This is a genomic window from Serratia sp. K-E0102, assembly GCF_029962625.1.
Lineage (GTDB): Bacteria > Pseudomonadota > Gammaproteobacteria > Enterobacterales > Enterobacteriaceae > Serratia > Serratia sarumanii.
Genome location: NZ_CP124754.1, coordinates 2,295,723 through 2,320,088, shown reverse-complemented (window position 1 = coordinate 2,320,088; position 24,366 = coordinate 2,295,723). Strand labels below are relative to the sequence as shown.

Annotated in this window: 25 protein-coding genes; 16 read left to right on the top strand and 9 right to left on the bottom strand. The window is 59.3% G+C overall.

Annotated elements, in window-relative coordinates; all coding sequences use genetic code 11:
• Positions 1-37: 37 nt before the first annotated feature.
• On the bottom strand, positions 38-1,159 hold the full coding sequence (anmK, locus tag SSARUM2_RS11275; RefSeq protein ID WP_060452940.1) for an anhydro-N-acetylmuramic acid kinase: 1,122 nt from the start codon (positions 1,157-1,159) through the stop codon (positions 38-40).
• 359 nt (positions 1,160-1,518) lie between these two features.
• Between anmK and SSARUM2_RS11270 the strand changes: the two genes are divergently transcribed.
• Positions 1,519-1,983, top strand: coding sequence for a glycine zipper 2TM domain-containing protein (locus SSARUM2_RS11270; RefSeq protein ID WP_028128178.1), 465 nt, complete (start codon positions 1,519-1,521; stop codon positions 1,981-1,983).
• Between the two features lie 92 nt (positions 1,984-2,075).
• Here SSARUM2_RS11270 and slyA read toward each other — a convergent pair whose 3' ends face one another.
• A complete protein-coding gene (gene slyA, locus SSARUM2_RS11265; protein WP_004931301.1) occupies positions 2,076-2,507 on the bottom strand; it encodes a transcriptional regulator SlyA in 432 nt (143 codons plus the stop codon).
• A gap of 180 nt (positions 2,508-2,687) precedes the next feature.
• On the opposite strand from slyA, the gene SSARUM2_RS11260 reads away from it, so the two are divergent.
• From SSARUM2_RS11260 to SSARUM2_RS11250, 3 genes are read left to right on the top strand one after another with little or no spacing between them, the layout of a single operon-like run.
• The gene (locus SSARUM2_RS11260; RefSeq protein ID WP_072270148.1) at positions 2,688-2,924 is read left to right on the top strand and encodes a DUF1656 domain-containing protein; all 237 of its coding nucleotides are present in this window, start codon (positions 2,688-2,690) and stop codon (positions 2,922-2,924) included.
• A 3-nt stretch (positions 2,925-2,927) separates the two neighbouring features.
• The gene (locus SSARUM2_RS11255) at positions 2,928-3,791 is read left to right on the top strand and encodes an HlyD family secretion protein (protein ID WP_033648187.1); all 864 of its coding nucleotides are present in this window, start codon (positions 2,928-2,930) and stop codon (positions 3,789-3,791) included.
• 3 nt (positions 3,792-3,794) lie between these two features.
• A complete protein-coding gene (locus SSARUM2_RS11250; RefSeq protein ID WP_049196712.1) occupies positions 3,795-5,825 on the top strand; it encodes an FUSC family protein in 2,031 nt (676 codons plus the stop codon).
• Here the strand turns inward: SSARUM2_RS11250 and sodC are convergent, their stop codons facing one another.
• Positions 5,826-6,347: a superoxide dismutase family protein gene (sodC, locus tag SSARUM2_RS11245; RefSeq protein WP_033648185.1), complete on the bottom strand. Its 522-nt coding sequence runs from the start codon at positions 6,345-6,347 to the stop codon at positions 5,826-5,828.
• 240 nt (positions 6,348-6,587) lie between these two features.
• Here sodC and SSARUM2_RS11240 point away from each other — a divergent pair, with 240 nt between their 5' ends.
• Entirely contained in the window at positions 6,588-8,432 is a 1,845-nt protein-coding gene (locus tag SSARUM2_RS11240) for a polyurethanase (RefSeq protein WP_033648183.1), read from the top strand.
• A 60-nt stretch (positions 8,433-8,492) separates the two neighbouring features.
• On the opposite strand, the gene SSARUM2_RS11235 is transcribed toward SSARUM2_RS11240, so the two are convergent.
• From SSARUM2_RS11235 to SSARUM2_RS11225, 3 genes are all read right to left on the bottom strand, one after another.
• Positions 8,493-9,389 carry an aldo/keto reductase family oxidoreductase gene (locus SSARUM2_RS11235; RefSeq protein ID WP_033638383.1) on the bottom strand — a complete coding sequence of 299 codons (897 nt, stop codon included), beginning with the start codon at positions 9,387-9,389 and terminating at the stop codon, positions 8,493-8,495.
• Between the two features lie 99 nt (positions 9,390-9,488).
• Entirely contained in the window at positions 9,489-9,728 is a 240-nt protein-coding gene (locus SSARUM2_RS11230; protein ID WP_015377731.1) for a DUF1289 domain-containing protein, read from the bottom strand.
• Positions 9,729-9,751: 23 nt separating this feature from the next.
• Positions 9,752-10,681 carry a LysR substrate-binding domain-containing protein gene (locus tag SSARUM2_RS11225; protein ID WP_187325707.1) on the bottom strand — a complete coding sequence of 310 codons (930 nt, stop codon included), beginning with the start codon at positions 10,679-10,681 and terminating at the stop codon, positions 9,752-9,754.
• 139 nt (positions 10,682-10,820) lie between these two features.
• Here SSARUM2_RS11225 and SSARUM2_RS11220 point away from each other — a divergent pair, with 139 nt between their 5' ends.
• From SSARUM2_RS11220 to rnt, 6 genes are all read left to right on the top strand, one after another.
• Positions 10,821-11,462 (top strand): NAD(P)-dependent oxidoreductase, encoded by a 642-nt coding sequence (locus SSARUM2_RS11220; RefSeq protein ID WP_060452939.1) that lies wholly within the window; start codon positions 10,821-10,823, stop codon positions 11,460-11,462.
• Between the two features lie 138 nt (positions 11,463-11,600).
• A complete protein-coding gene (gene eptA, locus SSARUM2_RS11215) occupies positions 11,601-13,238 on the top strand; it encodes a phosphoethanolamine transferase EptA (RefSeq protein ID WP_060452938.1) in 1,638 nt (545 codons plus the stop codon).
• 118 nt (positions 13,239-13,356) lie between these two features.
• The gene (locus tag SSARUM2_RS11210; RefSeq protein ID WP_049234494.1) at positions 13,357-13,962 is read left to right on the top strand and encodes a TetR/AcrR family transcriptional regulator; all 606 of its coding nucleotides are present in this window, start codon (positions 13,357-13,359) and stop codon (positions 13,960-13,962) included.
• A gap of 89 nt (positions 13,963-14,051) precedes the next feature.
• A complete protein-coding gene (locus tag SSARUM2_RS11205) occupies positions 14,052-15,155 on the top strand; it encodes an alkene reductase (RefSeq protein ID WP_033638377.1) in 1,104 nt (367 codons plus the stop codon).
• A gap of 337 nt (positions 15,156-15,492) precedes the next feature.
• Entirely contained in the window at positions 15,493-15,900 is a 408-nt protein-coding gene (gene gloA / locus SSARUM2_RS11200; protein WP_060452937.1) for a lactoylglutathione lyase, read from the top strand.
• A gap of 78 nt (positions 15,901-15,978) precedes the next feature.
• On the top strand, positions 15,979-16,662 hold the full coding sequence (rnt, locus tag SSARUM2_RS11195) for a ribonuclease T (RefSeq protein ID WP_016927925.1): 684 nt from the start codon (positions 15,979-15,981) through the stop codon (positions 16,660-16,662).
• Positions 16,663-16,730: 68 nt separating this feature from the next.
• Here the strand turns inward: rnt and SSARUM2_RS11190 are convergent, their stop codons facing one another.
• Positions 16,731-17,078, bottom strand: a complete 348-nt coding sequence (locus SSARUM2_RS11190; protein WP_004931329.1) for a Grx4 family monothiol glutaredoxin — start codon at positions 17,076-17,078, stop codon at positions 16,731-16,733.
• Positions 17,079-17,494: 416 nt separating this feature from the next.
• Between SSARUM2_RS11190 and SSARUM2_RS11185 the strand changes: the two genes are divergently transcribed.
• Both SSARUM2_RS11185 and sodB read left to right on the top strand, forming a co-directional pair.
• Complete coding sequence (locus SSARUM2_RS11185; RefSeq protein WP_033638376.1) at positions 17,495-18,313, top strand: C40 family peptidase; 819 nt, start codon at positions 17,495-17,497, stop codon at positions 18,311-18,313.
• A 189-nt stretch (positions 18,314-18,502) separates the two neighbouring features.
• Complete coding sequence (gene sodB, locus SSARUM2_RS11180) at positions 18,503-19,081, top strand: superoxide dismutase [Fe] (RefSeq protein ID WP_004931333.1); 579 nt, start codon at positions 18,503-18,505, stop codon at positions 19,079-19,081.
• Positions 19,082-19,142: 61 nt separating this feature from the next.
• Here sodB and SSARUM2_RS11175 read toward each other — a convergent pair whose 3' ends face one another.
• Positions 19,143-19,232 (bottom strand): YnhF family membrane protein, encoded by a 90-nt coding sequence (locus tag SSARUM2_RS11175; protein ID WP_019455989.1) that lies wholly within the window; start codon positions 19,230-19,232, stop codon positions 19,143-19,145.
• A gap of 324 nt (positions 19,233-19,556) precedes the next feature.
• On the opposite strand from SSARUM2_RS11175, the gene purR reads away from it, so the two are divergent.
• Positions 19,557-20,582, top strand: coding sequence for an HTH-type transcriptional repressor PurR (gene purR / locus SSARUM2_RS11170; protein ID WP_033638375.1), 1,026 nt, complete (start codon positions 19,557-19,559; stop codon positions 20,580-20,582).
• On the opposite strand, the gene punR is transcribed toward purR, so the two are convergent.
• Positions 20,579-21,523, bottom strand: a complete 945-nt coding sequence (punR, locus tag SSARUM2_RS11165) for a DNA-binding transcriptional activator PunR (RefSeq protein WP_033648176.1) — start codon at positions 21,521-21,523, stop codon at positions 20,579-20,581. The genes purR and punR overlap by 4 nt on opposite strands.
• A 123-nt stretch (positions 21,524-21,646) precedes the next feature.
• Here punR and punC point away from each other — a divergent pair, with 123 nt between their 5' ends.
• Both punC and cfa read left to right on the top strand, forming a co-directional pair.
• Entirely contained in the window at positions 21,647-22,858 is a 1,212-nt protein-coding gene (gene punC, locus SSARUM2_RS11160) for a purine nucleoside transporter PunC (protein WP_033638373.1), read from the top strand.
• Between the two features lie 344 nt (positions 22,859-23,202).
• Positions 23,203-24,354 (top strand): cyclopropane fatty acyl phospholipid synthase, encoded by a 1,152-nt coding sequence (cfa, locus tag SSARUM2_RS11155; protein WP_033638372.1) that lies wholly within the window; start codon positions 23,203-23,205, stop codon positions 24,352-24,354.
• The last annotated feature ends 12 nt before the right edge of the window (positions 24,355-24,366 follow it).

The window sequence follows — 24,366 nt, the reverse complement described above, 5'->3', positions numbered from 1 at the left end:
TCCTTAGAAAAATCCTTCACAGGCTATCCTAACAGAGCTAACGGGCCCCCAATGGCAAAACCGGATAAATCCCACCCAACAGCGTTTCACGGCTGGCGCCGGTCACCGAAGGCAGATTGCCGGCCTGGCCGGACAGCGTGCGGAAGGCCAGCCAGGCAAAGGCCAGCGCCTCCATGTCGTCGCCGCTGACGCCAAAATCGTCGGTCAGCCCGACCTCCGTGCCCGGCAGCAGCGCCGACAGGCGCGCCATCAGCAGCGTGTTGCGCGCCCCGCCGCCGCAGACCAACAGGCGCTCGCACCCGCCGGCCAGCAATACCTGCTCGCTGATGCTGACCGCGGTCAGCTCCGTGAGCGTGGCCTGCACGTCGACCGGCGCAATCGCCGGCAATCCGGCCAGCTGCCGCTCCAGCCAGGCGATATTGAAATACTCGCGGCCGGTGCTTTTCGGCGCCGGCAGCGCGAAGTACGGATCCGCCAGCATCTGCTGCAACAGCGGCAAGCAGACTCGCCCCTGCATCGCCCAGCCGCCGTCCTGATCGTAAGGCTGCGCGCGGTGGCGCCATACCCAGGCGTCCATCAGCATGTTGCCCGGCCCGGTATCGAAACCGCGCACCGGCGTACCGGGCAACAGCAGAGAAAGGTTGGCGATGCCGCCGACGTTCAGCACCATGCGCCGCTCGACGGGATGCCCCAGCAGCGCCTGATGAAACGCCGGCACCAGCGGCGCGCCCTGCCCGCCGTAGGCCATGTCGCGCCGGCGGAAATCGCCGACGGTGGTGATATCGGTCAGCGCGGCGATGCGGTTGTTATCACCGAGCTGCATCGAGAAACGCGCGTCACCCTCCGGTTCGTGCCACACCGTCTGGCCGTGGCACCCGATGGCGGTGATCTGCTCCGCGCCGATGCCGGTTTGCTTCAGCAGGCCGAGCACCGCCTCGCCGAACAACGTGCCCAGTTGCGCGTCCAGCCGGCCGACGGCGGCCAACGTGGTTTGCTGCCCCTGGCACATGCCCAGGATCTCTTTTTTCAACGCCATCGGCATCGGATGGCTATAGCTGGCCTGCTGCGCCACCATGCGATCGTCGATCGCGGCCAATACCACATCGATTCCGTCCAGACTGGTGCCGGACATGACGCCTATATAGCGGCCTGACTTCATAGCAACATCCTCTAACCCGCGCGGTAAGCAAAATTCATCCTGACAAATAAACCAGAATTGCCGGATTAACGCCATGAATTATGATGCTTTTTTTACGGTTCGTGAGCCAGGTGCCCCCCGACGCCGCTGTGGCACGGGTTATGTGTTAAACCGTGCCATAACAGGCGACGGAATGTCGCCAAGGCTGTCATAAAGGTAAACCGCGGTTTATTATTGGTTGAACAGAGAAAAGTTAAGCTGCATGCAGCGATGAAGCATGGCGGTGTGTCAACTTTCAGCCATACTTTGTCTATCGTTTTCACTGAATCTTGCCTGGAGAGCATTGCCAGGTTATGGACTACTACCATCAGGAGTTTTGTATGATCAAGCGTCTTCTCGTCGTTGCCGTCGCCGCCGTTACGCTGGCCGGCTGTGCCAATGAATCCATGTCCGGTGATGTCTACTCGTCCTCGCAGGCCAAGCAGGTGCAGACCGTCACCTACGGGACGCTGGTTTCCGTGCGTCCGGTTAAAATTCAGGGCGGCGAAGGCTCCAACGCCATGGGGATGATCGGCGGCGCGGTGATTGGCGGGCTGTTGGGCAACACCGTTGGCGGCGGCACCGGTCGTACGCTGGCTACCGCGGCGGGCGCTATCGCCGGCGGCGCGGCGGGCAACAGCATCGGTGAAGTGGCCGGCCGTACCTCCGGCTACGAGCTGGAGATCAAAACCGATCAGAAAGAGAACATCGTGGTGGTGCAGAAAGCGGGCGACACCAAGTTCAGCCCTGGCCAGCGCGTGCGCATGGCGCGCATGGGCGACACCATCACCGTCTCTCCGCTGTAAGTCAGTCGGCGACAAGCGGCAAACCGGAGGCAATCGCCTCCGGTTTTATTTCTGATGCTGTGAAACTGTAATCGTAGAAAATAAGAATATTATTATTTGTTCTGCAGTTCGGTGATATTTTGTTCTAACTTGCCAATCAGCCCTACCAACAGATGCACTTCGTCGGCGGTAATGCCGCTTAAAATCTCACTGCGCGTAGACGTGATCACACTGTCCACTTCCCTGATGATCGGATCGGCCGCTTCGGTCAGCTTGATGCGCTTCGCGCGGCGATCGTTGGCACAGGTGTGACGCGTGATCAGCCCTTTCTCTTCCAGTTGGTCCAGCGTACGGACCAGTGACGGTTGCTCGATACCGATCGCCTTGGCCAGCTGGATTTGCGACTGCTCCGGCGGCAAGCGATTGATATTGTGCAACGTGACCCAATGCGTTTGGGTCAGCTCCAACGGCTTGAGCCGATGATCGATGAGCGCGCGCCACACACGAACTAATCGTGCTAAATCTGAACCTAATGTTGACTCCACTTCCCCCTCCTTATAATTAGCATGCTAACATTACCTCCCAGAGCTTAGACTATTTTGGGTAACTCACATTAAAAACACAAATGTATATAATGTATATTGTGGAAATAGCCACTATTTTTAGCCGCTATTGTTTAATCGTTATGCAAATATTCAACATATTCACCCTTAGGGATTGTTAATGTGAATACATCATGGTTACACACCTTATCTCCCTTGCCCGATTTGGTCCTGGGAGCATCGCTTTATTTTCCACCTATATTTAAAGCTTTTTTACTAGGACTGCTCTTATGGCTGCTGATTCATCAGCTGCTGAGAGACTGGATGTATTCCGGTGAAATCTGGCATCCCATGTTGATGGACCTGTCCATTTTCGTTCTGACCGTCAGCGGTTCCTTATGGATTTTAGCGAGTTGGTAACCCATGCAGCATAAAACATTAAAATACTTCTCTACGGTGATCGTCTGCGCCATTGCCGTCTGCGCCGGTTGGTGGCTCTGGAATTATTATATGCAATCCCCATGGACCCGTGATGGAAAAGTGCGCGCCGAACTCGTCAATATCACCCCTGAAGTCTCTGGAAGATTAGAGAAAATAAGCGCGAATGACAATCAGTTCGTACCTGCGGGAAGTCTGATTTTTACCCTCGACCCGGTGCCCTACCAGATTGCGCTGGACAATGCCGAGGCCGCGGTGGCAAAAGCGCAATCCGATCTGGCCAAAGCGGACCACGAGGCTGCCCGCCGCCGCGGTTTAGCGCGTAACGTTATTTCCGCTGAAGATTTGGACGAGTCAAATTTAGCCGCGCAGGCAATGAAGGCCGCCTATAAAGCCGCCCTGGCCAATCTGGAACAGGCCAAATGGAATTTGAGCAAAACCAAAATTTACGCGCCAACCGACGGTTATATCACCAACCTGCAGGCGAGGGTCGGGAACTACGCCAACGCCGGTACGCCGCTGGTGGCGTTGGTGGATGTGCATTCGTTTTATGTGCTCGGTTATTTCGAAGAAACCAAGCTGAAGCATATAAAAGAAGGCAATAAAGCGGACATCGTTTTATATAACGGCAACACGCCGCTACAGGGGGAAGTAGAGAGCATCGGCCGCGCCATTTACGATCAGAGCGTTGACAGCAGCAACGATCTATTAATGGACGTTAAGCCTAATGTTCCTTGGGTGCGTTTGGCCCAGCGCGTGCCGGTACGGATAAAATTGCTCAACGTGCCCGCCGATTTGACGCTGGTCGCCGGCACCACCTGCACCATTTCGATTCATCAGCGGAACTAAAGTGTGAACCTGCCTTTTTTGGAGTGGAACCGCACCCCCTGGGGTAAGGCGACCGGCGGCCAATGGCGCTATGCGCTGCGCAACTCGCTCGCGATGTGTCTGGCGCTATGGGTAGCCTTCGTGCTCGAACTCGACGAACCCTATTGGGCGCTTACCTCCGCCGCGGTGGTGAGCTTCCCCACCATCGGCGGCGTGATCAGCAAAAGCATCGGCCGCATCTTCGGCAGCCTGGTGGGCGCCGCCGCGTCGGTGGCGATCGCCGGCCACTGCCTGAACGATCCCTGGCTGTTTACGCTGTTCATCGCCGCCTGGATCGGGCTGTGCACCTACGTCTCCAACCATTACCAAAACAACGTCTCTTATGCCTTCGCGCTGGCGGGCTATACCGCCGCCATCATCGCCTTCGGCACGGTCAACGTCACCGATACCCAGCAGATCTTCGATATCGCGCAGGCGCGGGTTTGCGAAGTGATCACCGGCATTCTGTGCGGCGGGTTGATGATGATGATCCTGCCCAGCACCTCGGACGGCGAAGCCCTGCTGACCTCGCTGCGGCGCATGCAGCTGCGCCTGCTGGAGCATGCCGCCATGCTGTGGCAGCCGGAGATCACCGCGCAGATGCGCACCTCGCACGAAGGGGTCATCGGCCAGATCCTGACCATGAACCTGCTGCGCATTCAGGCATTCTGGAGCCACTACCGGCTGCGGCGGCAAAATAACCTGCTCAACTATCTGCTGCACCAACAGCTGCGCATGACCAGCGTTATCTCCAGCCTGCGCCGCATGCTGCTGAACTGGCCGGATCGCCCCGCCAATCTGATGCCGGTGCTGACACAACTGCTGGACGAGTTGCGCGATCCCGCCACCGACAAATACCGTTTGGCGCGCCTGCTTCAGCAGATCGCCCCGCAAGAGGCTACGGACTACCGCCATCGCGCCTTCTGGCTGCGGCTGCGCGATTTCTGTTGGCTTTACCTGCGCTGCAACCGCTGGCTGCGGCGGTTGGAAAGCGCCACGGCGGTCAGCGATCTCCAACCGCCGCGCGTCACTTCGCTGGCGCGCCATACCGACAGCTACGAAGCCGCCTACAACGGCCTGCGCACCTTTTTGTGCATCGTGATCGGCTGCGCCTACTGGATCAACACGCAGTGGGACGCCGGCAGCGCGGCGCTGACGCTCACCGCCATCAGCTGCGTGCTCTACTCTTCCACGCCTTCGCCGATCAACAGCGTCAGCACCTTGCTCAAGGCGGTGCTGCTGCTCTCGGTCGCCTGCTTCGTGGTGAAATTCGGTTTGATGATCCAGATTGACGACTTCTGGGTGTTCTGCGCCTTCCTGTTCCCGATCCTGGTGACCATGCAGATGCTCAAGCTGCAGAATCCACCTTATGCCGCGCTCTGGGGGCAGCTGATCGTCTTTATGGGCTCGTTCCTGACCGTCAGCAATCCGCCGAGCTATGACTACCAGTCCTTTATCAATGACAACATCGCTAAAATCGTCGGCGTGCTGCTGGCCGGGCTGGCGTTTCAGATCCTGCGCCCCAGCTCGGACAAACGCAAAAGCCGCCGAATTATCCGCGCGCTGCGGCGCGACTTTATCGATCAGTTGAGCAAACGGCCGCAGCAGAGCGAAAGCCAGTTCGAATCGCTGATCTACCATCGCATCAGCCAGCTCAATCAAAGTCAGGATCAGGACGCTCGCACCTGGCTGCTGCGCTGGGGCGTGGTGCTGCTCAATTGCAGCCACATCGTCTGGCAACTGCGCGACTGGCAAACCCGTTCCGATCCGCTCTCGGCGGTGCGCAACGTCTGTATCCACTGCCTGCGCGGCATCATGACGGAGAAAGGCGTGCAGCACAGTTCGCTGGACGCCACGCTGCAGGAGTTGCTGCGCATGAGCAACGCGCTGGCGCACCACCCGGAACAGGCGGCGCGCGATCTGGCCGGCCTGATCTGGCGGCTCTACTGCTCGCTGCAGCAGTTGCAACAGGCGATGGGCCAGCCCGCCGCCGTACCGGCCGTTAGCGGCGGATAATCACTTGATCACACCGCAGGCGAAGCGTTCTCCGCCGCCGCCGAGCGGTTGTGGATGATCCGAATGGTTGTCGCCGCCGGCGTGCACCATCAGCGCTTTACCCTCAATGTCGCTGATTTTTTTCAGCCGCGGCGCCAACACCGGATAGTTCGCCATGCCGTCGGCGGTCACATAGATGGCCGGAAGGTCACCCAGGTGCCCGTCGGCATACGGCCCGAGGTGTTTTCCGGTCTTTTGCGGGTCGAAATGTCCGCCGGCCGCCAGCGCCGCCACCGCTTTGCCGTCCTTCATGCCCGGCTCGCAGCTGCCTTTCTCATGCACGTGGAAGCCGTGTACCCCGGCCGGCAATGCTTTCAGGCTCGGCGTGAACAGCAGGCCATACGGCGTTTCGCTGATGGCCACCTTGCCGATGTCCTGACCGATCCCCTGCCCGGTCACCAGGTGCATCTCGACGTCGGTTGTCGCCGCCTGAGCCGCACCACACGCCATCAGGCCGAGCGCTGCATACCAATAACGTTTCATCAATCAGTCTCCTTAATGACTATATCGAGCTATCAGTATAGGAGAGCCTGCGCCGGCACTGTTAACCAACGCACAATCTCGCTAATTTGATTCGCGGGCCTAATATTTAACACTAATAATAATTCTACCGATGTTGGTCCTCTGACCAGCTGTCGTTCGGCTAACGTTGTTTCCCTGTTTCCACCGCCGACGCGTGTGAGTTCACTTACAGGCCCGCGGCATACTTCATAAGGAACTGATATGGGCATCTTTAGCTATAAGGATCTGGACGAAAAGGCGTCGAAAGCGCTATTTTCCGACGCCTTGGCCATCTCTACCTACGCTTACCACAATATCGATAACGGCTTCGATGAAGGCTATCACCAGACCGGTTTCGGGCTGGGTCTGCCGCTGACGCTGGTCACTGCGCTCATCGGCAGCACCCAATCGCAGGGCGGCCTGCCCGGCATTCCCTGGAATCCCGATTCCGAACAGGCCGCGCAGCAGGCGGTGAATAACGCCGGCTGGTCGGTGATCAGCGCCGCGCAGCTGGGTTACGCCGGCAAAACCGATGCGCGCGGCACCTACTACGGCGAGACCGCCGGTTACACCACCGCTCAGGCCGAGGTGCTGGGCAAATATGACAGCGAAGGCAATCTCACCGCCATTGGCATCTCATTTCGCGGCACCAGCGGCCCGCGCGAGTCGTTGATCGGCGATACCATCGGCGATGTGATTAACGATCTGCTGGCCGGCTTCGGGCCGAAAGGCTACGCCGACGGCTACACGCTGAAGGCCTTCGGCCAGCTGCTGGGCGACGTGGCGAAGTTCGCGCAGGCGCACGGGCTGAGCGGAGAAGACGTGGTGGTCAGCGGCCACAGCCTCGGCGGGCTGGCGGTCAACAGCATGGCGGCGCAGAGCGACGCCAACTGGGGCGGCTTCTACGCGCAGTCCAACTATGTCGCCTTCGCCTCGCCGACCCAGTACGAAGCCGGCGGCAAGGTGATCAACATCGGCTACGAGAACGATCCGGTGTTCCGCGCGCTCGACGGCACCACGCTGACCGGGGCGTCGTTAGGCGTACACGATGCGCCCCATGCCTCCGCCACCAACAATATCGTCAACTTCAACGACCACTACGCGTCGGACGCCTGGAACCTGCTGCCGTTTTCCATTCTCAACATTCCGACCTGGCTGTCGCACCTGCCGTTCTTCTATCAGGACGGCCTGATGCGGGTGCTGAACTCCGAGTTTTATTCGCTGACCGACAAAGACTCGACCATCATCGTCTCCAACCTGTCGAACGTGACGCGCGGCAATACCTGGGTGGAAGACCTGAACCGCAACGCGGAAACGCACAGCGGGCCGACGTTTATCATCGGCAGCGACGGCAATGATCTGATCAAGGGCGGCAAAGGCAACGACTATCTCGAGGGGCGCGACGGCGACGATATCTTCCGCGATGCAGGCGGCTATAACCTGATCGCCGGCGGCAAAGGCCACAATATCTTCGATACCCAACAGGCGTTGAAAAACACCGAGGTCGCCTACGACGGCAACACGCTTTACCTGCGCGACGCCAAAGGCGGCATTACGCTGGCGGACGACATCAGCACCCTGCGCAGCAAAGAAACCTCGTGGCTTATCTTCAACAAACAGGTGGACCATCAGGTGACCGCCGCCGGATTGAAATCGGACTCTGGCCTCAAAGCCTATGCCGCCGCCACCGCCGGCGGCGACGGCGATGACGTCCTGCAGGCTCGCAGCCACGACGCCTGGCTGTTCGGCAACGCCGGCAACGACACCCTTAACGGCCATGCCGGCGGCAACCTGACCTTCGTCGGCGGCAGCGGCGATGACATCCTGAAGGGCGTCGGCAGCGGCAATACCTTCCTGTTCAGCGGTGACTTTGGCCGCGATCAGCTGTATGGCTTCAACGCCACCGATAAGCTGGTGTTTGTCGGCACCGAAGGCGCCAGCGGGAATATCCGCGACTACGCCACGCAGCAAAACGACGATCTGGTGCTGGCCTTCGGCCACAGCCAGGTCACGCTGATCGGCGTCTCGCTCGATCACTTCAACACCGATCAGGTGGTGTTGGCCTAAAGATCGACGTAAAAAAGCCGGGTGCTTTCGCCGCCCGGCTTTGCTCTTTTTTACTCCGCCTTAAGGCACGTCATACCCCAGCGCCGCCTTGCGAATGCGGAACCACTGCTGGCGGTTCAGCACCAGTTTCTGCGCCTTCAGCGCCGAACGCACCCGCTCAATCTTGCCGGAACCGATAATCGGCAGCGGCGACGACGGCAGGCGCATCACCCAGGCGTACACCACCTGCTCGATGGTCTCGGCGCCGATTTCTTGCGCCACCCGCTGCAGCTCGTCGCGCAGCGGCTGGAACTCGGCGTCGTTGAACAGGCGCCCGCCGCCCAGGCAGGACCAGGCCATCGGCTTGATGCGCAGTTGCTGGCACTGGTCGAGCGTGCCGTCGAGAATAGCCGGTTGGTGAATCGGCGAGATCTCCACCTGATTGGTCGCCAGCGAGAACGGCAGGCGCGACTGCAGCAGCTGGAACTGCGCGGGCGTAAAGTTGGAGACGCCGAAATGGCGCACCTTGCCGCTTTTGTGCAGCGCAACAAAGGCTTCGGCCACGTCGTCGGCGTCCATCAACGGATCCGGCCGGTGGATCAGCAGCAGATCGAGGTAGTCGGTATGCAGATGGCGCAGCGACTGTTCCGCGCTCTGTACGATATGGTCGCGGTCGGTGATGTAGTGGCCGATCGGGTTGCCGGGCTTGGCGGTGGTGGCGATGCCGCATTTGCTCACCAGCTCCAGCGACTGGCGCAGCGCCGGCTTCAGGCGCAGCGCGTCGCCGAACGCCTGTTCGCAGGCATAGCCGCCATAGATATCGGCGTGATCGGCGGTGGTGACGCCCAGTTCGACATGCTGTTCGATGAACGTCAGCAGCTGCTGCGGCGACATGCCCCACTCCATCAACCGCCAGTAACCGCAAATCATGCGGGAAAATTCAGGCCCCTGCGGCGCGAGACGAATACGTTCTACCATTGCGAAAACCTCATGACATTAGTTGTCAGTCAGCATACACAAGCCGGTGAGGCACAGGGAAGCGGTAAGCCACACGAACGTGCGGCAGATCAGGAAAGGTTAAAACAGCGACGGCTGCTCCGGCAGCGGCTCGTCGGGCGCTTTATTGGCGCGCTGCAGGCGCAGGAAGCGTTGACGGCACAGGCGCAGCACCTCGCGCTTTTGCGCGTCGCTCATGTTCATCCAGCCAAAACGCTCCTCGCGGCTGCGCAGGCAGCCACGGCAGAATCCGCGATCGTCGGCCTGGCAAATGCCGCGACACGGGCTGGGAATGTCGAAAAACTCAAGCTGCTGCGCCACGGGGCTCCTCCTGCGTTCTCTTGCTAATTGAAGACGCCATCGCCGCCGCTGGCAAGTCCCTTTTCGCCATTGCGGCGAAAATAGTCGCGCAAATAGCGCAGCGCCTGGCGGCTTTTCTCCGGCACGTTGCGCTCGAGCGTCAGCGCATGCAGCCGCAGCGGCGCCGGCCGCCACTCAGGCAACAGCAGCAACAGCTCGCCGCGCTGAAGCTCGTCGCCAATTTCATACAGCGGCTGAACGGAAATGCCCAGCCCGGCGCGGGTAAAGGCGCGCATCACGTTCATGCTCTCGCTGACGATCTGCCCTTCCGCCAGCCGCAGCTTAACCTGCTGGCCGGACTGGTGCAGCAAGTCCAGATGGGCCCCGCTGTAGCCGCTGGAGATCCAGCGGTGCTGCACCAAATCCTGCGGCTTTTCCGGCACCCCATGCTGGCTGAGATAACGCGGCGCGGCGCACAGCACCATCGGCCACGCCGTCAGCGGATGCGCGATCATATTGGCGTCCGCCAGTTGACGGTTGGCCCGCAGCGCGATGTCGACCCGCTGCTCTATCATATCGACGATGCGATCGTCCGCCAGCACCCGCAGCGTCAGCTTGGGGTGCGCCTGCAACAGCGGCGCCAGCGCCTCCGCAAGCGATCGGCCGCCGATGCCGACCGGGGTGGCGATGCGCAGCTCGCCCACCAGCGTATCCCGCAATTCCGCCAGCCGCTGCTCCGCCTGCTGCGCCTGTTGCAGCATCGCCTCGCAGCCGGGGTAAAACGCCGCCCCGGCCTCGGTCAGCGCCAGACGGCGGGTGGAGCGATGCAGCAACGGCACCCCAAGCGCCTTCTCCAGCGAGCGCATGTGCTGGCTGACCGCCGACGGCGTCATGCCCAGCCGCCGCGCCGCGCCGGCCAGCGATCCCTCCGCCACCACGGTGGCGAATACCGCCATTCGATTGAGTTTATCCACGATTATGAAGTTTTACTTAATCAAGAAAGCATGAATATGGCACTAATCACGGCTATTGTTAAGGACTAGAGTAAACACCACGCAGCAGGCACATCGGCCTGCGTCACGATACTGAACCTATCCCCGAAGGAGCATGCAGATGAAAGTAGCCATTATTGGAGCAACCGGTTTTGTTGGCCGCCGCGTGGTGGATGAAGCGCTGGCTCGCGGTATTCAGGTGACGGCAATCGCCCGCCAGAAAAAAGAGTTGCCGGAGCACGCCAACCTGACCGTCGCGCTGGGCGACGTTGCCGATACCGCCTGGCTGGCGGGGCAATTGCGCGGTCAGGATGCGGCGATCAGCGCCTACAACCCCGGCTGGGGCGAAGACAACCTGTATGAGAAAACCACCCGAGGTACCCAACAGATCCTCACCGCGGTCGAACAGGCCGGCGTCAAGCGCCTGCTGGTGGTCGGCGGCGCCGGCAGCCTGGAAGTGGCGCCCGGCGTTGAACTGGTGGATACGCCGCAGTTCCCGGAAAATATCCGCCCCGGCGCGCAGGCGGTGCGCGATCTGCGCAACAAACTGCGCAATGAATCGGCGCTCGACTGGACCTATCTCTCGCCGGCCGCCCTGCTGGAGCCGGGCAAACGTACCGGCCAGTTCCGCCTCGGCACCACGCAACTGCTGATGAACGGCGAAGCGCCGGCCAGCATTTCGGTAGAAGACCTGGCGGTCGCTATCGTTGATGAAATTGAAAAGCCTCAGTTTATTCGCGCGCAATTCACCGCCGCCTACTAAACCGCCCCACCGCCAGGCCGCCCGGCCTGGCGTTTTCCGCGCAGGCTCCGCCGCCAATATTCTGAGTTTCTAAGGTTTCCTTAAGTTTCATCCGGTAGATTTCAAAGCATTATCTACTTTCAGGATCCCGATTCGGCAATGTGGTTACGTCAACGCTTACGGTGCAACAGCCTCGGTTTTACCCTCGCCACCGCCCTGTTCTTCACTCTGTTTCAAAACGCGTTATTCCTGCACCGCGCCTGGTCGTATATCACCTTCGATAGCGTCCACAGCGTGATTTTCGCTGCCAGCATGCCGGTGGTGATCTTCTGTGCGCTGAATATCATCTTCAGCGTGTTGACCGTGCCGTACCTGCGCAAGCCGCTGATCATCTTTTTCTTGCTCGGCAGCGCCGCAGCCAACTATTTCATGTTCAGCTATGGTGTGGTGATCGACGGCAACATGATGCAAAACGCCTTCGAAACCAACCCTCAGGAGGCGACGGCGCTGCTGACGCCGCGCATGGGATTGTGGCTGGCGCTGCTCGGCATTCTGCCGGCGGTAGCGGTCTGCTTCACCCAGATTCGCCAGACTCGCCCCTGGTGGTACATGGTTGGACTGCGCGCCGCCAACGTCATGCTGTCGCTGGCGGTGATCCTGATCGTCGCCGCGCTGTTCTACAAAGACTATGCTTCGCTGATCCGCAACAATAAAAGCGTGGTGAAGATGTTGACCCCTTCCAACTTCGTCGCCGGCACCATCAAGTTTACCGAACAGCGTTACTTCACCCGCAATCTGCCGCTGGTCAAGATCGGCGAGGACGCGCGCAAAGGGCCGCTGATCGCCGGGCAGGCCAAGAAAACGCTGGTGATCCTGGTGGTGGGCGAAACTGCCCGCGCCGAAAACTTCTCTCTCGGCGGCTATCAACGCGAAACCAACCCGCGCCTGAAGCAGGACAACGTGGTCTACTTCAAGAACGCCAGTTCCTGCGGCACCGAAACGGCGATCTCCGTGCCCTGCATGTTCTCCAACATGCCGCGCAAGGAGTACGACGCGACTCAGGCGGCGCACCAGGAGGGGATGCTCGACGTGCTGGCGCATGCCGGCGTCAGCGTGCTGTGGCGCGATAACGACGGCGGCTGCAAAGGCGCCTGCGACCGGGTGCCGCACATCGACATGACCAAGCTGAAACTGCCGCAGGACTGCGACGGCGAGGTTTGCATGGACAACGCGCTGCTGTACAAGCTGAACGACTATATCAATGGCCTGAAAGACGACGGCGTGATCGTGCTGCACCAGATGGGCAGCCACGGCCCGGCTTACTACCGCCGCAGCACGCCAGAATTCCAGACATTTTCGCCGACCTGCAACAGCAATCAGATCCAGGATTGCAGCCATGAACAGCTGGTGAACACCTATGACAACTCCATCCTGTATACCGACGCGATGCTTGATGCCACCATCAAGCTGCTGCGGCAGTATGACGGGCGGTTCAATACCGCGCTGGTCTATTTGTCCGATCACGGCGAATCGCTGGGGGAAAACGGCATGTATCTGCACGGCACGCCCTATGTCTTCGCGCCGAGCCAGCAGACGCACGTGCCTTTCCTGATGTGGATGTCGGCCGACTATCAGCGCAATTTCGGCATCGATCGCCAGTGCCTGAACACGCTGGCGGAAAAAGACGACGTGTCGCAGGACAACCTGTTCCACACCCTGTTGGGCATGCTGAACGTACAGACCCGCGAATATCAATCCCGGCTGGATATCCTGCAGCCTTGCCGCAACGCGGCGTAAAGGCTTAACTTCCGCGTGCCGCTGGGGCACAATAGTTTGTAGACAACCGGCGTTTTGTGCGCCGGTTTTTTTATTCCCATTGACCTAGACCAATCGGTCTATTATGCTCGGCACCATGATGACCAAATCAACGCATTGCAACGTGGACACACGTGAACATCTGCTCGCCACCGGCGAAACCCTCAGCCTGCGCCTGGGCTTTACCGGCATGGGGCTGAGTGAACTGCTGGCCACCGCGGGCGTGCCGAAAGGCTCGTTCTACCACTATTTTCGCTCGAAGGAAGCCTTCGGCGAAGCGATGCTGCAACGCTATTTCGCCCATTATGACGCACAAATGCAGGCGCTGTTTGCTGACAGGCGCGGCGATGCCCGCCACCAGCTGCTCGGCTATTACGCTCAGGCCATCAGCTACCACTGCCGCAGCGAATGCCACAACGCCTGCCTGGCGGTGAAGCTTTCCGCCGAGGTGAGCGATCTGTCGGAACCGATGCGTCATGCGCTGGAAACGGGCACCGCTCGCGTGATCGGCCACCTGCAGGAGGCCATCGAGCGCGGTATCGCCGAGGGCTCGCTGTCGGTGGCCATGAGCCCCGCGGCGACCGCAGAAACGCTGTATTCACTGTGGCTCGGTGCCTCGCTGCGCGCCAAGATCCGCCACTCGCTGGCGCCGTTAACCAGCGCGCTGGAAAGCATCGAGTTGCTGCTGCGCCCGCCGCAAGCGTAACGGTAACAATTTCTTTTTATTGAAAATGCAGTTCGTGGTTTTTTATCGCCCACCACTAGACGACCGGTCTATTAAATACAGGATGCACTATGAAGACTGAAAAATTGCTCTCTCCGCTGAAGGTTGGCGCCATCACCCTGCCCAACCGCGTGTTTATGGCTCCGCTGACGCGTTTGCGCAGCATCGAGCCGGGCGACATTCCTACGCCGCTGATGGCGGAATATTATGCACAGCGTGCCAGCGCCGGCCTGATCGTGACCGAAGCGACCCAGGTTTCCTTCCAGGCGAAAGGCTACGCCGGCGCGCCGGGGTTGCATACGCCGGAGCAGATCGCCGCATGGAAAAACATCACGCAGGCAGTGCATGACAACAACGGCCATATTGCCGTGCAGCTGTGGCACGTAGGCCGCATCTCCCACGCCAGCCTGCAGCCGGGCGGGCAAGCACCGGTCGCCCCTTCGGCAATCAACGCCGAAACCCGCACCACCGTGCGTGATGAAACCGGCGCCTGGGTGCGCGTGCCGACCTCCACGCCGCGTGCGCTCGAAACCAGCGAGATCCCGGGCATCGTCAACGATTTCCGCCAGGCGACCGCCAACGCGCGGGAAGCCGGCTTTGACTTCATCGAACTGCATGCTGCGCACGGCTATTTGCTGCATCAATTCATGTCACCGGCCTCCAACCAACGTACCGATCAATACGGCGGCAGCATCGAGAATCGCACTCGCCTGACGCTGGAAGTGGTCGACGCCACCATCGCCGAATGGGGTTCCGAACACATCGGCATCCGCATCTCGCCGCTGGGGCCGTTCAACGGGCTGGACAACGGTGAAGATCAGGAAGAAGCGGCGCTGTATCTGGTGGAAGAGCTGAATAAGCGCAACATCGCTTACCTGCACATCTCCGAACCGGACTGGGCCGGCGGCAAACCGTATTCCGACGCCTTCCGCGACTCGGTGCGCGCCCACTTTAACGGGGTGATCGTCGGCGCCGGCGCCTACACCGCCGAGAAAGCCGAAGCGTTGATCGAAAAAGGCTTCATCGACGCGGTGGCCTTCGGCCGCAGCTACATCGCCAACCCGGATCTGGTAGAGCGTTTCCGTCAGCACGCTCCGCTGAACGAACCTAAGCCGGAAACCTTCTACGGCGGCGGCGCCGAAGGCTATACCGACTATCCGTTTCTGGCGAAGTAACCCTTCCTGACCCCAACGGCCACGCAATCGCATGGCCGTTTTTTTGTGCGCCGCGCGCAAAAAGGCCCGCACGAGGCGGGCCGGTGTTCCCTGGTGTTGTTCTCTATTGCTGTTCAATTTTTACACGATTGCCGCTGGAATAGATAATTGATTGTGCAGATCAATTACTCTGTATCGATCGGTACGCTCGATCAATATTTAGACACCGTTGACGGAAAACTAATACGTGACATCGTCACTCACTCGTCACGTTGAATTCCCTTGCGGGACAAGGCTATACTCGCTTGTGCTTCAATCCACCCGCCGTCTGCCACGGCACAGCCAATTCAGAGGAATTATGCGCTTACTCCATACCATGATCCGCGTCGGTGATCTGCAACGCGCCATCGACTTCTACACCAAGGTATTAGGCATGCGCCTGCTGCGCACCAGCGAAAACCCCGAGTACAAGTACTCCCTGGCTTTCGTCGGCTATACGGAAGAGAGCGAAGGCGCAGTTATCGAACTGACCTATAACTGGGGCACCGACAGCTACGACATGGGCACCGCCTTCGGCCACCTGGCGCTGGGCGTGGACAACGTTGCCGCCACCTGCGACAGCATCCGCCGCGCAGGCGGCAAGGTCACCCGCGAAGCCGGCCCGGTGAAAGGCGGCACCACGGTCATCGCCTTCGTCGAGGATCCGGACGGCTACAAAATCGAGCTGATCGAAAACAAACACGCCGGTCAGGGCCTCGGCCACTAAGCCTCCCCTTCAGGGCGCGCTGCGCCCTGCTGATTCTCCGCGCGATAGCGCCTGCAACCGGGCGCAAAATTTGCCATAATGCGCGCTGCATTCGATGAAGATAAGAAACTGATGGCCGAAAAAAGTGATCTTAACGCCCTGAGTGGTCGTTTTCGTGGGTTTTATCCCGTAGTAATAGATGTTGAAACCGCCGGCTTTAACGCCAATACCGATGCGTTGCTGGAGATCGCCGCCGTCACGCTGAAAATGGATGAAGATGGCTGGCTGCAGCGGGACGAGACCCTGCACTTCCACGTGGAGCCTTTCGAGGGCGCCAACCTGCAGCCGGAAGCGCTGGCGTTTAACGGCATCGATCCGCACAACCCGCTGCGCGGCGCGGTCAGCGAATATGACGCGCTGCACGCCATTTTCAAAGCGGTGCGCAAAGGGCTCAAGGATCGCGGTTGCAACCGGGCCATTATCGTGGCGCACAACGCCAACTTCGATCACAGCTTCCTGATGGCCGCGGCCGAACGCGCCGGCCTGAAGCGCAACCCGTTCCATCCGTTCGCTACCTTCGACACCGCCGCGCTGAGCGGCCTAGTGCTGGGCCAAACGGTGTTGGCGAAGGCCTGTATCGCGGCCGGAATGCCGTTCGACAGCAGCCAGGCGCACTCTGCGCTGTACGACACCGAGCAAACCGCCCTGCTGTTTTGCGAGCTGGTTAACCGCTGGAAACGTCTCGGCGGTTGGCCGCTGCCCGCCGGCGATCTCGCCGAATAAGCCCAACGAAAAAGGCGGCCCAGTTTGCACTGGCGCCGCCCGTTACGCGATAACCGCAAGCCCGTCGATTAAGACTGCTGGTCTTCCTGCGCTTTATACTTTTCTGCCGTTTCTTTGATCAGCTGCTGCAGTTCGCCGCGCTGATACATTTCGATAATGATATCGCAACCGCCGACCAGCTCACCGTCTACCCACAGCTGCGGGAACGTCGGCCAGTTGGCGTATTTTGGCAGCTCGGCGCGGATGTCCGGGTTCTGCAGAATGTCCACGTAAGCGAAACGCTCGCCGCAGGCGGACAGCGCTTGCACAGCCTGTGCGGAGAAGCCGCAGCTCGGCAGCTTTGGCGAACCTTTCATGTACAGCAGAATCGGGTTTTCAGCGATCTGGTGCTGAATTTTTTCAAGTGTCGTCGTCATTTATTGCTTCCTCAAGCCACATTTCATGGCTACAACATGCATCACGCGGGCTATTGTAGCGGCTGGAACAGTCGCAAGAAAACGCCATCTTTTGCAAGGATATTCGCCCGCCGCCGATCGCGTTTCACCGGCCACGTCATTCCGGTCAAAACATACGTTGAGAATAACATTTTTAATCCGACCATTTCACTAATATATTGCGCGGCGCTGACGGCGCGGATTAATTATATCCATAGCCCCCCGACGGCGCTTTTTCATACACCAACGGGCTGATTTTGAACCAAAAAAAATGTCATTAACGTTTTCTCACAATATGGATTATTATTTATGAGTTCTTCGCTGTTTTATATGGCGAAATTCGGGAATACTGTAACTCTTTCGATATCCGTTTCGGGGCCAAGGTTGGTGACGTCGACATGCGTTTAATTCTTACGCTCTTTGCGCTGCTGTTTACGCAGCTCTTCTTCAATTTGGCGCACGCTGCGCCACAGGCGCGTGTTGCCGCCGAGCAGCGTAAAAGCCATGCTAATGAAGCGCGGCCCGATGACCGCAGAAAAAAGAAAGCGGACAAAACCGCTAAAAAAGCCAAAGTGACGGCCCCCGCGAAAAAAACCAAGACCGCCAAGGCGAAAAGCGAGAAAAGCGCGAAAAAGATCGCCAGCGCCAAACCCAAGGCCAAAGCGCAGAAAACCGCCAAGATTAAAGTCACCCCGCCGAAAAAGGGCTACAAAAAAGGCTACGGCCGCCACCGCGAAGCCGGTATGGCCACCGCCAAGCTGGCGCGTGATGAAAAACCGTTGAAACTCAGCCCGGCGCACAAAAAACGCTACCAGCACGCCAAGCAGACCGCGATGGCCAAGCTGATGGGCCAGATGGGCAAACCTTACCGCTGGGGCGGCAGCTCGCCGCGCACCGGTTTCGACTGCAGCGGCCTTATCTATTACGCCTATAAAGACGTGGTAAAAATCAAGATGCCGCGCACCGCCAACGAGATGTACCACCTGCGCGACGCGGCGCCGATCAAGAAAAGCGAACTGGAAAGCGGCGATCTGGTGTTCTTCCGCATCAACAACCGCGGCGTGGCGGATCATGTCGGCGTTTATCTCGGCAACGGCAAATTCATCCAGTCGCCGCGCACCGGCGAAGAGATCCGCATCAGCCAGCTCGACAACGACTATTGGCAAAACCACTACATCGGCGCGCGCCGCGTAGTAACGCCGAAAACCATTCGTTAATTCCCTGCTCTGCGCGGTTGCGGCCCCGGTCGCAACCGCCTGCTCAAGCTATCACCCCTCACACGCATTTCTCGCTTTTCTTCCTGTTTTTTATGATGAAAATTGTTAAGATTGAAAGACCACAATAAAAAACGGCCCATTCGGCTCCCGCTCCGGCGGAAAAAGAGTGGCGCTGTAAAGGAGGAAGCAATGTCGTTTGAATTACCTGCATTACCGTATGAGAAAAACGCGCTCGAGCCGCACATCTCCGCCGAGACCTTGGAATACCACTACGGCAAACACCACAACACCTACGTGGTTAACCTGAACAACCTGGTGAAAGGCAGCGAGTTCGAGGGCAAATCGCTCGAAGAGATCATCAAGACCTCAAACGGCGGCGTCTTCAACAACGCCGCGCAGGTGTGGAACCACACCTTCTACTGGCACTGCCTGTCGCCACAGGGCGGCGGTGAACCACAGGGCGAACTGGCGGCGGCGATCGTCAAATCCTTCGGCTCTTTCGCTGCGTTCAAAGAGCAGTTTACCGATGCCGCAGTGAAAAACTTCGGCGCCGGTTGGACCTGGCTGGTGAAAAAACCGGACGGCGCGCTGGCGATCGTCAACACCTCCAACGCGGCCACCCCGCTGACCGGTGAAGACAAACCGCTGCTGACCGTTGACGTGTGGGAACACGCGTATTACATCGATTACCGCAATGCGCGTCCAAAATACCTGGAAAACTTCTGGGCGTTGGTCAACTGGACCTTCGCAGCGGAAAACCTGGCGTAAGCGCAGGTTCTGAGGTGATGGGGCGCAGCCAGGCTGCGCCTTTTTTATAACCGGGGGTAAATCAGTTCAACGCGGCAACGAAGCTGAAAGCGATAATGACCGCCAAGGCGCAGACGGTAGTGAACAGCGACATCTTCAATTCGGTATCCATGACAACTCCTTTAAAATGGGCTTTCCTAAGGATAAAAGGCGTACAATTAGTACGTCAAATCATTTTCCCACAGTTCGCCGATAAAATCTTGTTATCATTTCCCGGTTTATAATATCGATTACCTCTTCCACTTTTGTTCAATATGCGACAAAATTCGCAGTTCACAACTGCGTACCGGCATCCATGCCCCTCCTGATTAAGCGCTGAAGACTTCAACACACTAAAAACTCAGTTTTCGCTTCTCTGGAGAAGGATCTACGTAGGCAAACGATTAACATCACACTTACATGCTGTAAACATGTGAGTTCAGGAGTCATTCCTTACATGGCAACGATTAAAGATGTGGCCAAACGCGCGGGCGTTTCCACCACCACCGTTTCGCACGTCATCAATAAGACTCGTTTCGTCGCCGAAGAGACCAAAGCGGCCGTGTGGGCCGCCATCAAAGAGCTGCACTACTCGCCGAGCGCCGTGGCGCGCAGCCTGAAAGTCAATCACACCAAGTCGATCGGCCTGCTGGCCACCTCGAGCGAAGCACCCTACTTTGCCGAAGTGATCGAAGCGGTGGAAAACAGCTGCTACAGCAAAGGCTACACCCTGATCCTGTGCAACTCGCACAATAATCTGGACAAGCAGCGCGCCTACCTGGCGATGCTGGCGCAAAAGCGCGTCGACGGCCTGCTGGTCATGTGCTCCGAGTACCCGGATCAGCTGCTGGGCATGCTGGAAGATTACCGCAACATCCCGATGGTGGTAATGGACTGGGGCGCCGCGCGCGGCGACTTCACCGACACCATCATCGATAACGCGTTCGAAGGCGGCTATCTGGCCGGCCGTTACCTGATCGAGCGCGGCCACCGCGATATCGGCGCCATTCCGGGCCAGCTGTCGCGCAACACCGGCGGCGGCCGTCACCAGGGCTTTATGAAGGCGCTGCAGGAAGCGCATATCGACATTCGCGAAGAGTGGATCGTCCAGGGTGACTTCGAGCCGGAGTCCGGCTACAAGGCGATGCACCAAATCCTGTCGCAAAAACAGCGGCCGACCGCGGTATTCTGCGGCGGCGACATCATGGCGATGGGCGCCATCTGCGCGGCCGACGAGCTGGGGCTGCGGGTGCCGCAGGATATTTCCGTGATCGGCTACGACAACGTGCGCAACGCCCGCTACTTCACCCCGGCGCTGACCACCATTCACCAGCCGAAAGAGCGTCTGGGCGAAATGGCCTTCACCATGCTGCTGGATCGCATTATCAGCAAACGCGAAGAGTCGCAGGTGATCGAAGTGCATCCGAAGTTGATCGAACGCCGCTCGGTCGCCGACGGCCCATTCATCGACTACCGCCGCTAATCCCCCGCGCCGGAAGCCTGCGCGGCTTCCGGTTCCACCTCGCTCAGCCACTCCTGATTCAGCGTCTCCCCATCGCCCAGATACGCCAGCAGCCAGCTCATCGCCGGTGACGGTTTATCCTGCTGCCAGGTCAGGCAGCAAGGGCTGGCGGGAAACGGCTGCTGCAGCTGCAACGCCGTCAGCTCACCGCGCTGCACCCGCGGCAGCGCCCGATGCGCCGGCATCATGCCGACGCACAGCCCGGCGCACAAACAGTCGAGCGCCGAAGTCCAATCCGGCACCACCAGCCGCCGCTGGTTATCCAGCGTCCAGGTGACGCGCTTGGGCAGATTGCGCGAGGTGTCCTCCAGGCAAAGCGAAGGGTACGGCCGCAGCTGATCGTCATTCAGCGGCCCCGTCAACTGCGCGAGAGGATGTTGCGGGCTGGCCACACACAGCCAGTTCATATAACCCATGTCGCGGAAGGCGAAGCCGCCGCCGACCGGCACCGCGCGCGTGGCGCCGATCGCCATGTCCGCCCTGCCGTCCACCAAGGCATCCCACACGCCGTTGAACACCTCGGGTTGCAGCATCAATTCGACGTCGGGGAAATGACGGTAGAAATCCAGCACCAGCTGGCGGCTGCGCTGCGGTTTGACGATGATGTCGACCGCAATATTCAGCTGGCCGCGCCACCCGTTGGCCACCTGCTGACAGTGGCGGCGGGTGTCGAGCATTTTTTTGATAACAACTCGCGCATCTTTGATAAACAGCGCGCCGGCGGGCGTCAACTCCACATCGCGATGACGCCGCTCAAACAGCGGCACCGCCAGCCATTGCTCCAGCTGCCGTACGGTATAGCTGACCGCCGACGGCACCCGGTGCAGCTCCTGCGCCGCTGCGCTGAAACTGCCGGTGCGCGCCACCGCATCGACCACTTCAAGAGAATATTCAGACCACATCGCCTTGCCTTCAATTTTTTTAACAGCACTTTGCAAATATTACCGTTTCACAAGCAGAGATCCAGCCGGATACACTGGCCGGCGCTAAAAACCTGCGACATTAAAATATTAACGAGAAATACCATGCGAAATTCCTTTGGCTTTATGTTCTACCTCGCCGGCCTGAGCATGCTGGGTTATCTGGCGACCGATATGTACCTGCCCGCCTTCGGCGCCATGCGGGAGGAACTGCAAATTTCCGCCGGCGCGGTGAGCGCCAGCCTAAGCATCTTCCTGGCCGGCTTCGCCTTCGCGCAGCTGCTGTGGGGGCCGCTCTCCGACCGTCTGGGCCGCAAACCGGTATTATTGATCGGGCTGACGCTGTTCGCCCTCGGCTGCCTGGGCATGCTGTGGGTGGAAAACGCCGTGCAGCTCTGGATCCTGCGCTTTATTCAGGCCGTCGGCGTCTGCGCCGCCGCCGCCATCTGGCAAGCGCTGGTGGTTGACCGTTACCGCGAAGGCCAGGCCAACCGCGTGTTCGCCACCATTATGCCGCTGGTAGCGCTGTCGCCGGCGCTGGCGCCGCTGCTCGGCGCCTGGTTGCTGAACCACGCCAGCTGGCGCGCGATCTTCGCCGCGCTGTTGGCCATCACCGCGCTGCTGCTGCTGCCGACGCTGCTGCTCAAAGAGCGCGCCAAAACGCAGCCCAGCGCCGATGCGCCAAAAAACGGCGTCAGCTTCTGGCAACTGTTGAGATCCCCGGTGTTCAGCGGCAACGTCGCCATGTACGCCGCCTGCTCGGCCGGCTTCTTCGCCTGGCTGACCGGCTCGCCGTTCATCCTCGGTGACATGGGCTACAGCCCGAGCGATATCGGCCTGAGCTACGTGCCGCAAACGCTGGCCTTCCTGCTGGGTGGCTACGGCTGCCGCGCCGCGCTCAAGCGCATCAATGGCAAAACCCTGCTGCCGTGGCTGCTGGTAGCTTATGGTGTCAGCATGGTGGCGCTGTATCTGGTGGCCACCCTGACCGATCCGACGCTCACCACGCTGCTGATCCCATTCTGCGTGATGGCGCTGGTCAACGGCGCCGGCTACCCGATCATGGTGGCGAATGCGCTGATGCCGTTCCCGGAAAGCAGCGGCAAGGCCGCCGCGCTGCAAAATACGCTGCAGCTGGGGCTGTGCTTTGTGGCGAGCATGCTGGTGTCGGCGTTTATTGCCCAGCCGCTGTTGGCGACGGTGACGGTGATGGTGTCTACGGTAATCCTGGCCGCGCTGGGGTATTTCCTGCAGCGGGGAAAAGCGGCCGATGCGCAGCAAAAGCCGCAGCGGGAACATGCTAACTCAGCGTCATAATTGCCAAGTTTAATAATCACTTAAAGAATATGCGTGCCGAGTGCGATTTACAGTTGAGTCAACGCCTCGGCACGCCTATACTCAAAAACAACCTTGTAAAGTAACACCTTATAATCTCTATATCTCAATTAGCGCTTGTGTACGCGCTTTGCGTCACACTCTTTTTTTAAGGATGCGTTTATCCCGCGCCGTTCGCGCCGGGTCGCTTCTTTAAATTTCCTCTGTTCATAGTCGGATATCAGACGCCGCGGGCCTATTTTCCGCCGGTAAACGTATGCACCCGCAGAAATTGTCTAAGCTGTTTCCTAACGGGTCATCAGTCAGAAGAAGGTGATGGAGAAGCTATGAGTTCATCGTGTATAGAAGATCTGAGCATCCAGGACAATCAGTGGTACCGTATCGCGCACGAAATGCTCGGCCTGGCCGGCATTGAAATCAACGGTTCGCGCCCCTTCGATATTCAGGTTAAAAACCCCGATTTCTTTAAACGCGTCTTGCAGCAAGGTTCGCTGGGCCTGGGCGAAAGCTATATGGACGGCTGGTGGGAATGCGAGCGGCTGGATATGTTCTTCCAGCGCGTGGTCAGCGCCGGGCTGGAGAAGAAACTCCCCCACCACCTGAAAGATACCCTGCGTATCGCCGCCGCGCGCCTGACCAATCTGCAATCGAAAAAGCGCGCCTGGATCGTCGGCAAAGAACATTACGATCTCGGCAACGATCTGTTTACCCTGATGCTCGATCCTTACATGCAATATTCCTGCGGCTACTGGAAAGACGCCACCACGCTGGAGGAGGCACAGGAAGCCAAGCTGCGGATGATCTGCGAGAAACTGCAGCTGCAACCGGGCATGCGCTTGCTGGACATCGGCTGCGGCTGGGGCGGCCTCTCCGCCTATGCGGCAAAAAATTACGGCGTATCGGTGGTCGGCGTGACCATCTCCGCAGAACAGCAGAAGCTGGCTCAGGCGCGCTGCGCCGGGCTGGATGTGCAGATCCTGCTGCAGGATTACCGCGATCTGCATCAGCAGTTCGATCGCATCGTGTCCGTCGGCATGTTCGAGCACGTCGGGCCGAAAAACTACCGCACCTATTTCAATGTGGTAGAACGCAATCTGGCGCCGCACGGTCTCTTCCTGCTGCACACCATCGGCTCCAACAAAACCGACATGAACGTCGATCCGTGGATCAACAAGTACATTTTCCCGAACGGCTGCCTGCCTTCAGTGAGCCATATCGCCGAAGCCAGCGAGGGCCATTTCGTGATGGAAGACTGGCACAACATCGGCGCCGACTACGATCGCACGCTGATGGCCTGGTTCGAGCGCTTCAAACAGGCGTGGCCGCAGCTTGCACCGCGCTATTCCGAACGCTTCGAGCGGATGTTCAGCTATTACCTGAACGCCTGCGCCGGCGCGTTCCGGGCGCGCGATCTGCAGCTGTGGCAGGTGGTGTTCAGCCCCAAAGGCGTTGAAGGCGGCATCCGCGTCGCCCGCTAAGCGTTTGCCCGA

Excerpts from the sequence above, each read along its gene's own strand:
- gloA (WP_060452937.1), top strand. The coding sequence starts at position 15,493 with ATGCGCTTACTCCATACCATGATCCGCGTCGGTGATCTGCAACGCGCC.
- purR (WP_033638375.1), top strand. The coding sequence starts at position 19,557 with ATGGCAACGATTAAAGATGTGGCCAAACGCGCGGGCGTTTCCACCACC.
- sodB (WP_004931333.1), top strand. The coding sequence starts at position 18,503 with ATGTCGTTTGAATTACCTGCATTACCGTATGAGAAAAACGCGCTCGAG.
- SSARUM2_RS11270 (WP_028128178.1), top strand. The coding sequence starts at position 1,519 with ATGATCAAGCGTCTTCTCGTCGTTGCCGTCGCCGCCGTTACGCTGGCC.
- cfa (WP_033638372.1), top strand. The coding sequence starts at position 23,203 with ATGAGTTCATCGTGTATAGAAGATCTGAGCATCCAGGACAATCAGTGG.
- sodC (WP_033648185.1), bottom strand. The coding sequence starts at position 6,347 with ATGAAACGTTATTGGTATGCAGCGCTCGGCCTGATGGCGTGTGGTGCG.
- SSARUM2_RS11175 (WP_019455989.1), bottom strand. The coding sequence starts at position 19,232 with ATGGATACCGAATTGAAGATGTCGCTGTTCACTACCGTCTGCGCCTTG.
- SSARUM2_RS11205 (WP_033638377.1), top strand. The coding sequence starts at position 14,052 with ATGAAGACTGAAAAATTGCTCTCTCCGCTGAAGGTTGGCGCCATCACC.
- SSARUM2_RS11255 (WP_033648187.1), top strand. The coding sequence starts at position 2,928 with ATGCAGCATAAAACATTAAAATACTTCTCTACGGTGATCGTCTGCGCC.
- anmK (WP_060452940.1), bottom strand. The coding sequence starts at position 1,159 with ATGAAGTCAGGCCGCTATATAGGCGTCATGTCCGGCACCAGTCTGGAC.
- SSARUM2_RS11240 (WP_033648183.1), top strand. The coding sequence starts at position 6,588 with ATGGGCATCTTTAGCTATAAGGATCTGGACGAAAAGGCGTCGAAAGCG.
- eptA (WP_060452938.1), top strand. The coding sequence starts at position 11,601 with ATGTGGTTACGTCAACGCTTACGGTGCAACAGCCTCGGTTTTACCCTC.
- SSARUM2_RS11220 (WP_060452939.1), top strand. The coding sequence starts at position 10,821 with ATGAAAGTAGCCATTATTGGAGCAACCGGTTTTGTTGGCCGCCGCGTG.
- SSARUM2_RS11185 (WP_033638376.1), top strand. The coding sequence starts at position 17,495 with ATGCGTTTAATTCTTACGCTCTTTGCGCTGCTGTTTACGCAGCTCTTC.
- rnt (WP_016927925.1), top strand. The coding sequence starts at position 15,979 with ATGCGCGCTGCATTCGATGAAGATAAGAAACTGATGGCCGAAAAAAGT.
- SSARUM2_RS11190 (WP_004931329.1), bottom strand. The coding sequence starts at position 17,078 with ATGACGACGACACTTGAAAAAATTCAGCACCAGATCGCTGAAAACCCG.
- SSARUM2_RS11235 (WP_033638383.1), bottom strand. The coding sequence starts at position 9,389 with ATGGTAGAACGTATTCGTCTCGCGCCGCAGGGGCCTGAATTTTCCCGC.
- punR (WP_033648176.1), bottom strand. The coding sequence starts at position 21,523 with ATGTGGTCTGAATATTCTCTTGAAGTGGTCGATGCGGTGGCGCGCACC.
- punC (WP_033638373.1), top strand. The coding sequence starts at position 21,647 with ATGCGAAATTCCTTTGGCTTTATGTTCTACCTCGCCGGCCTGAGCATG.
- SSARUM2_RS11210 (WP_049234494.1), top strand. The coding sequence starts at position 13,357 with ATGACCAAATCAACGCATTGCAACGTGGACACACGTGAACATCTGCTC.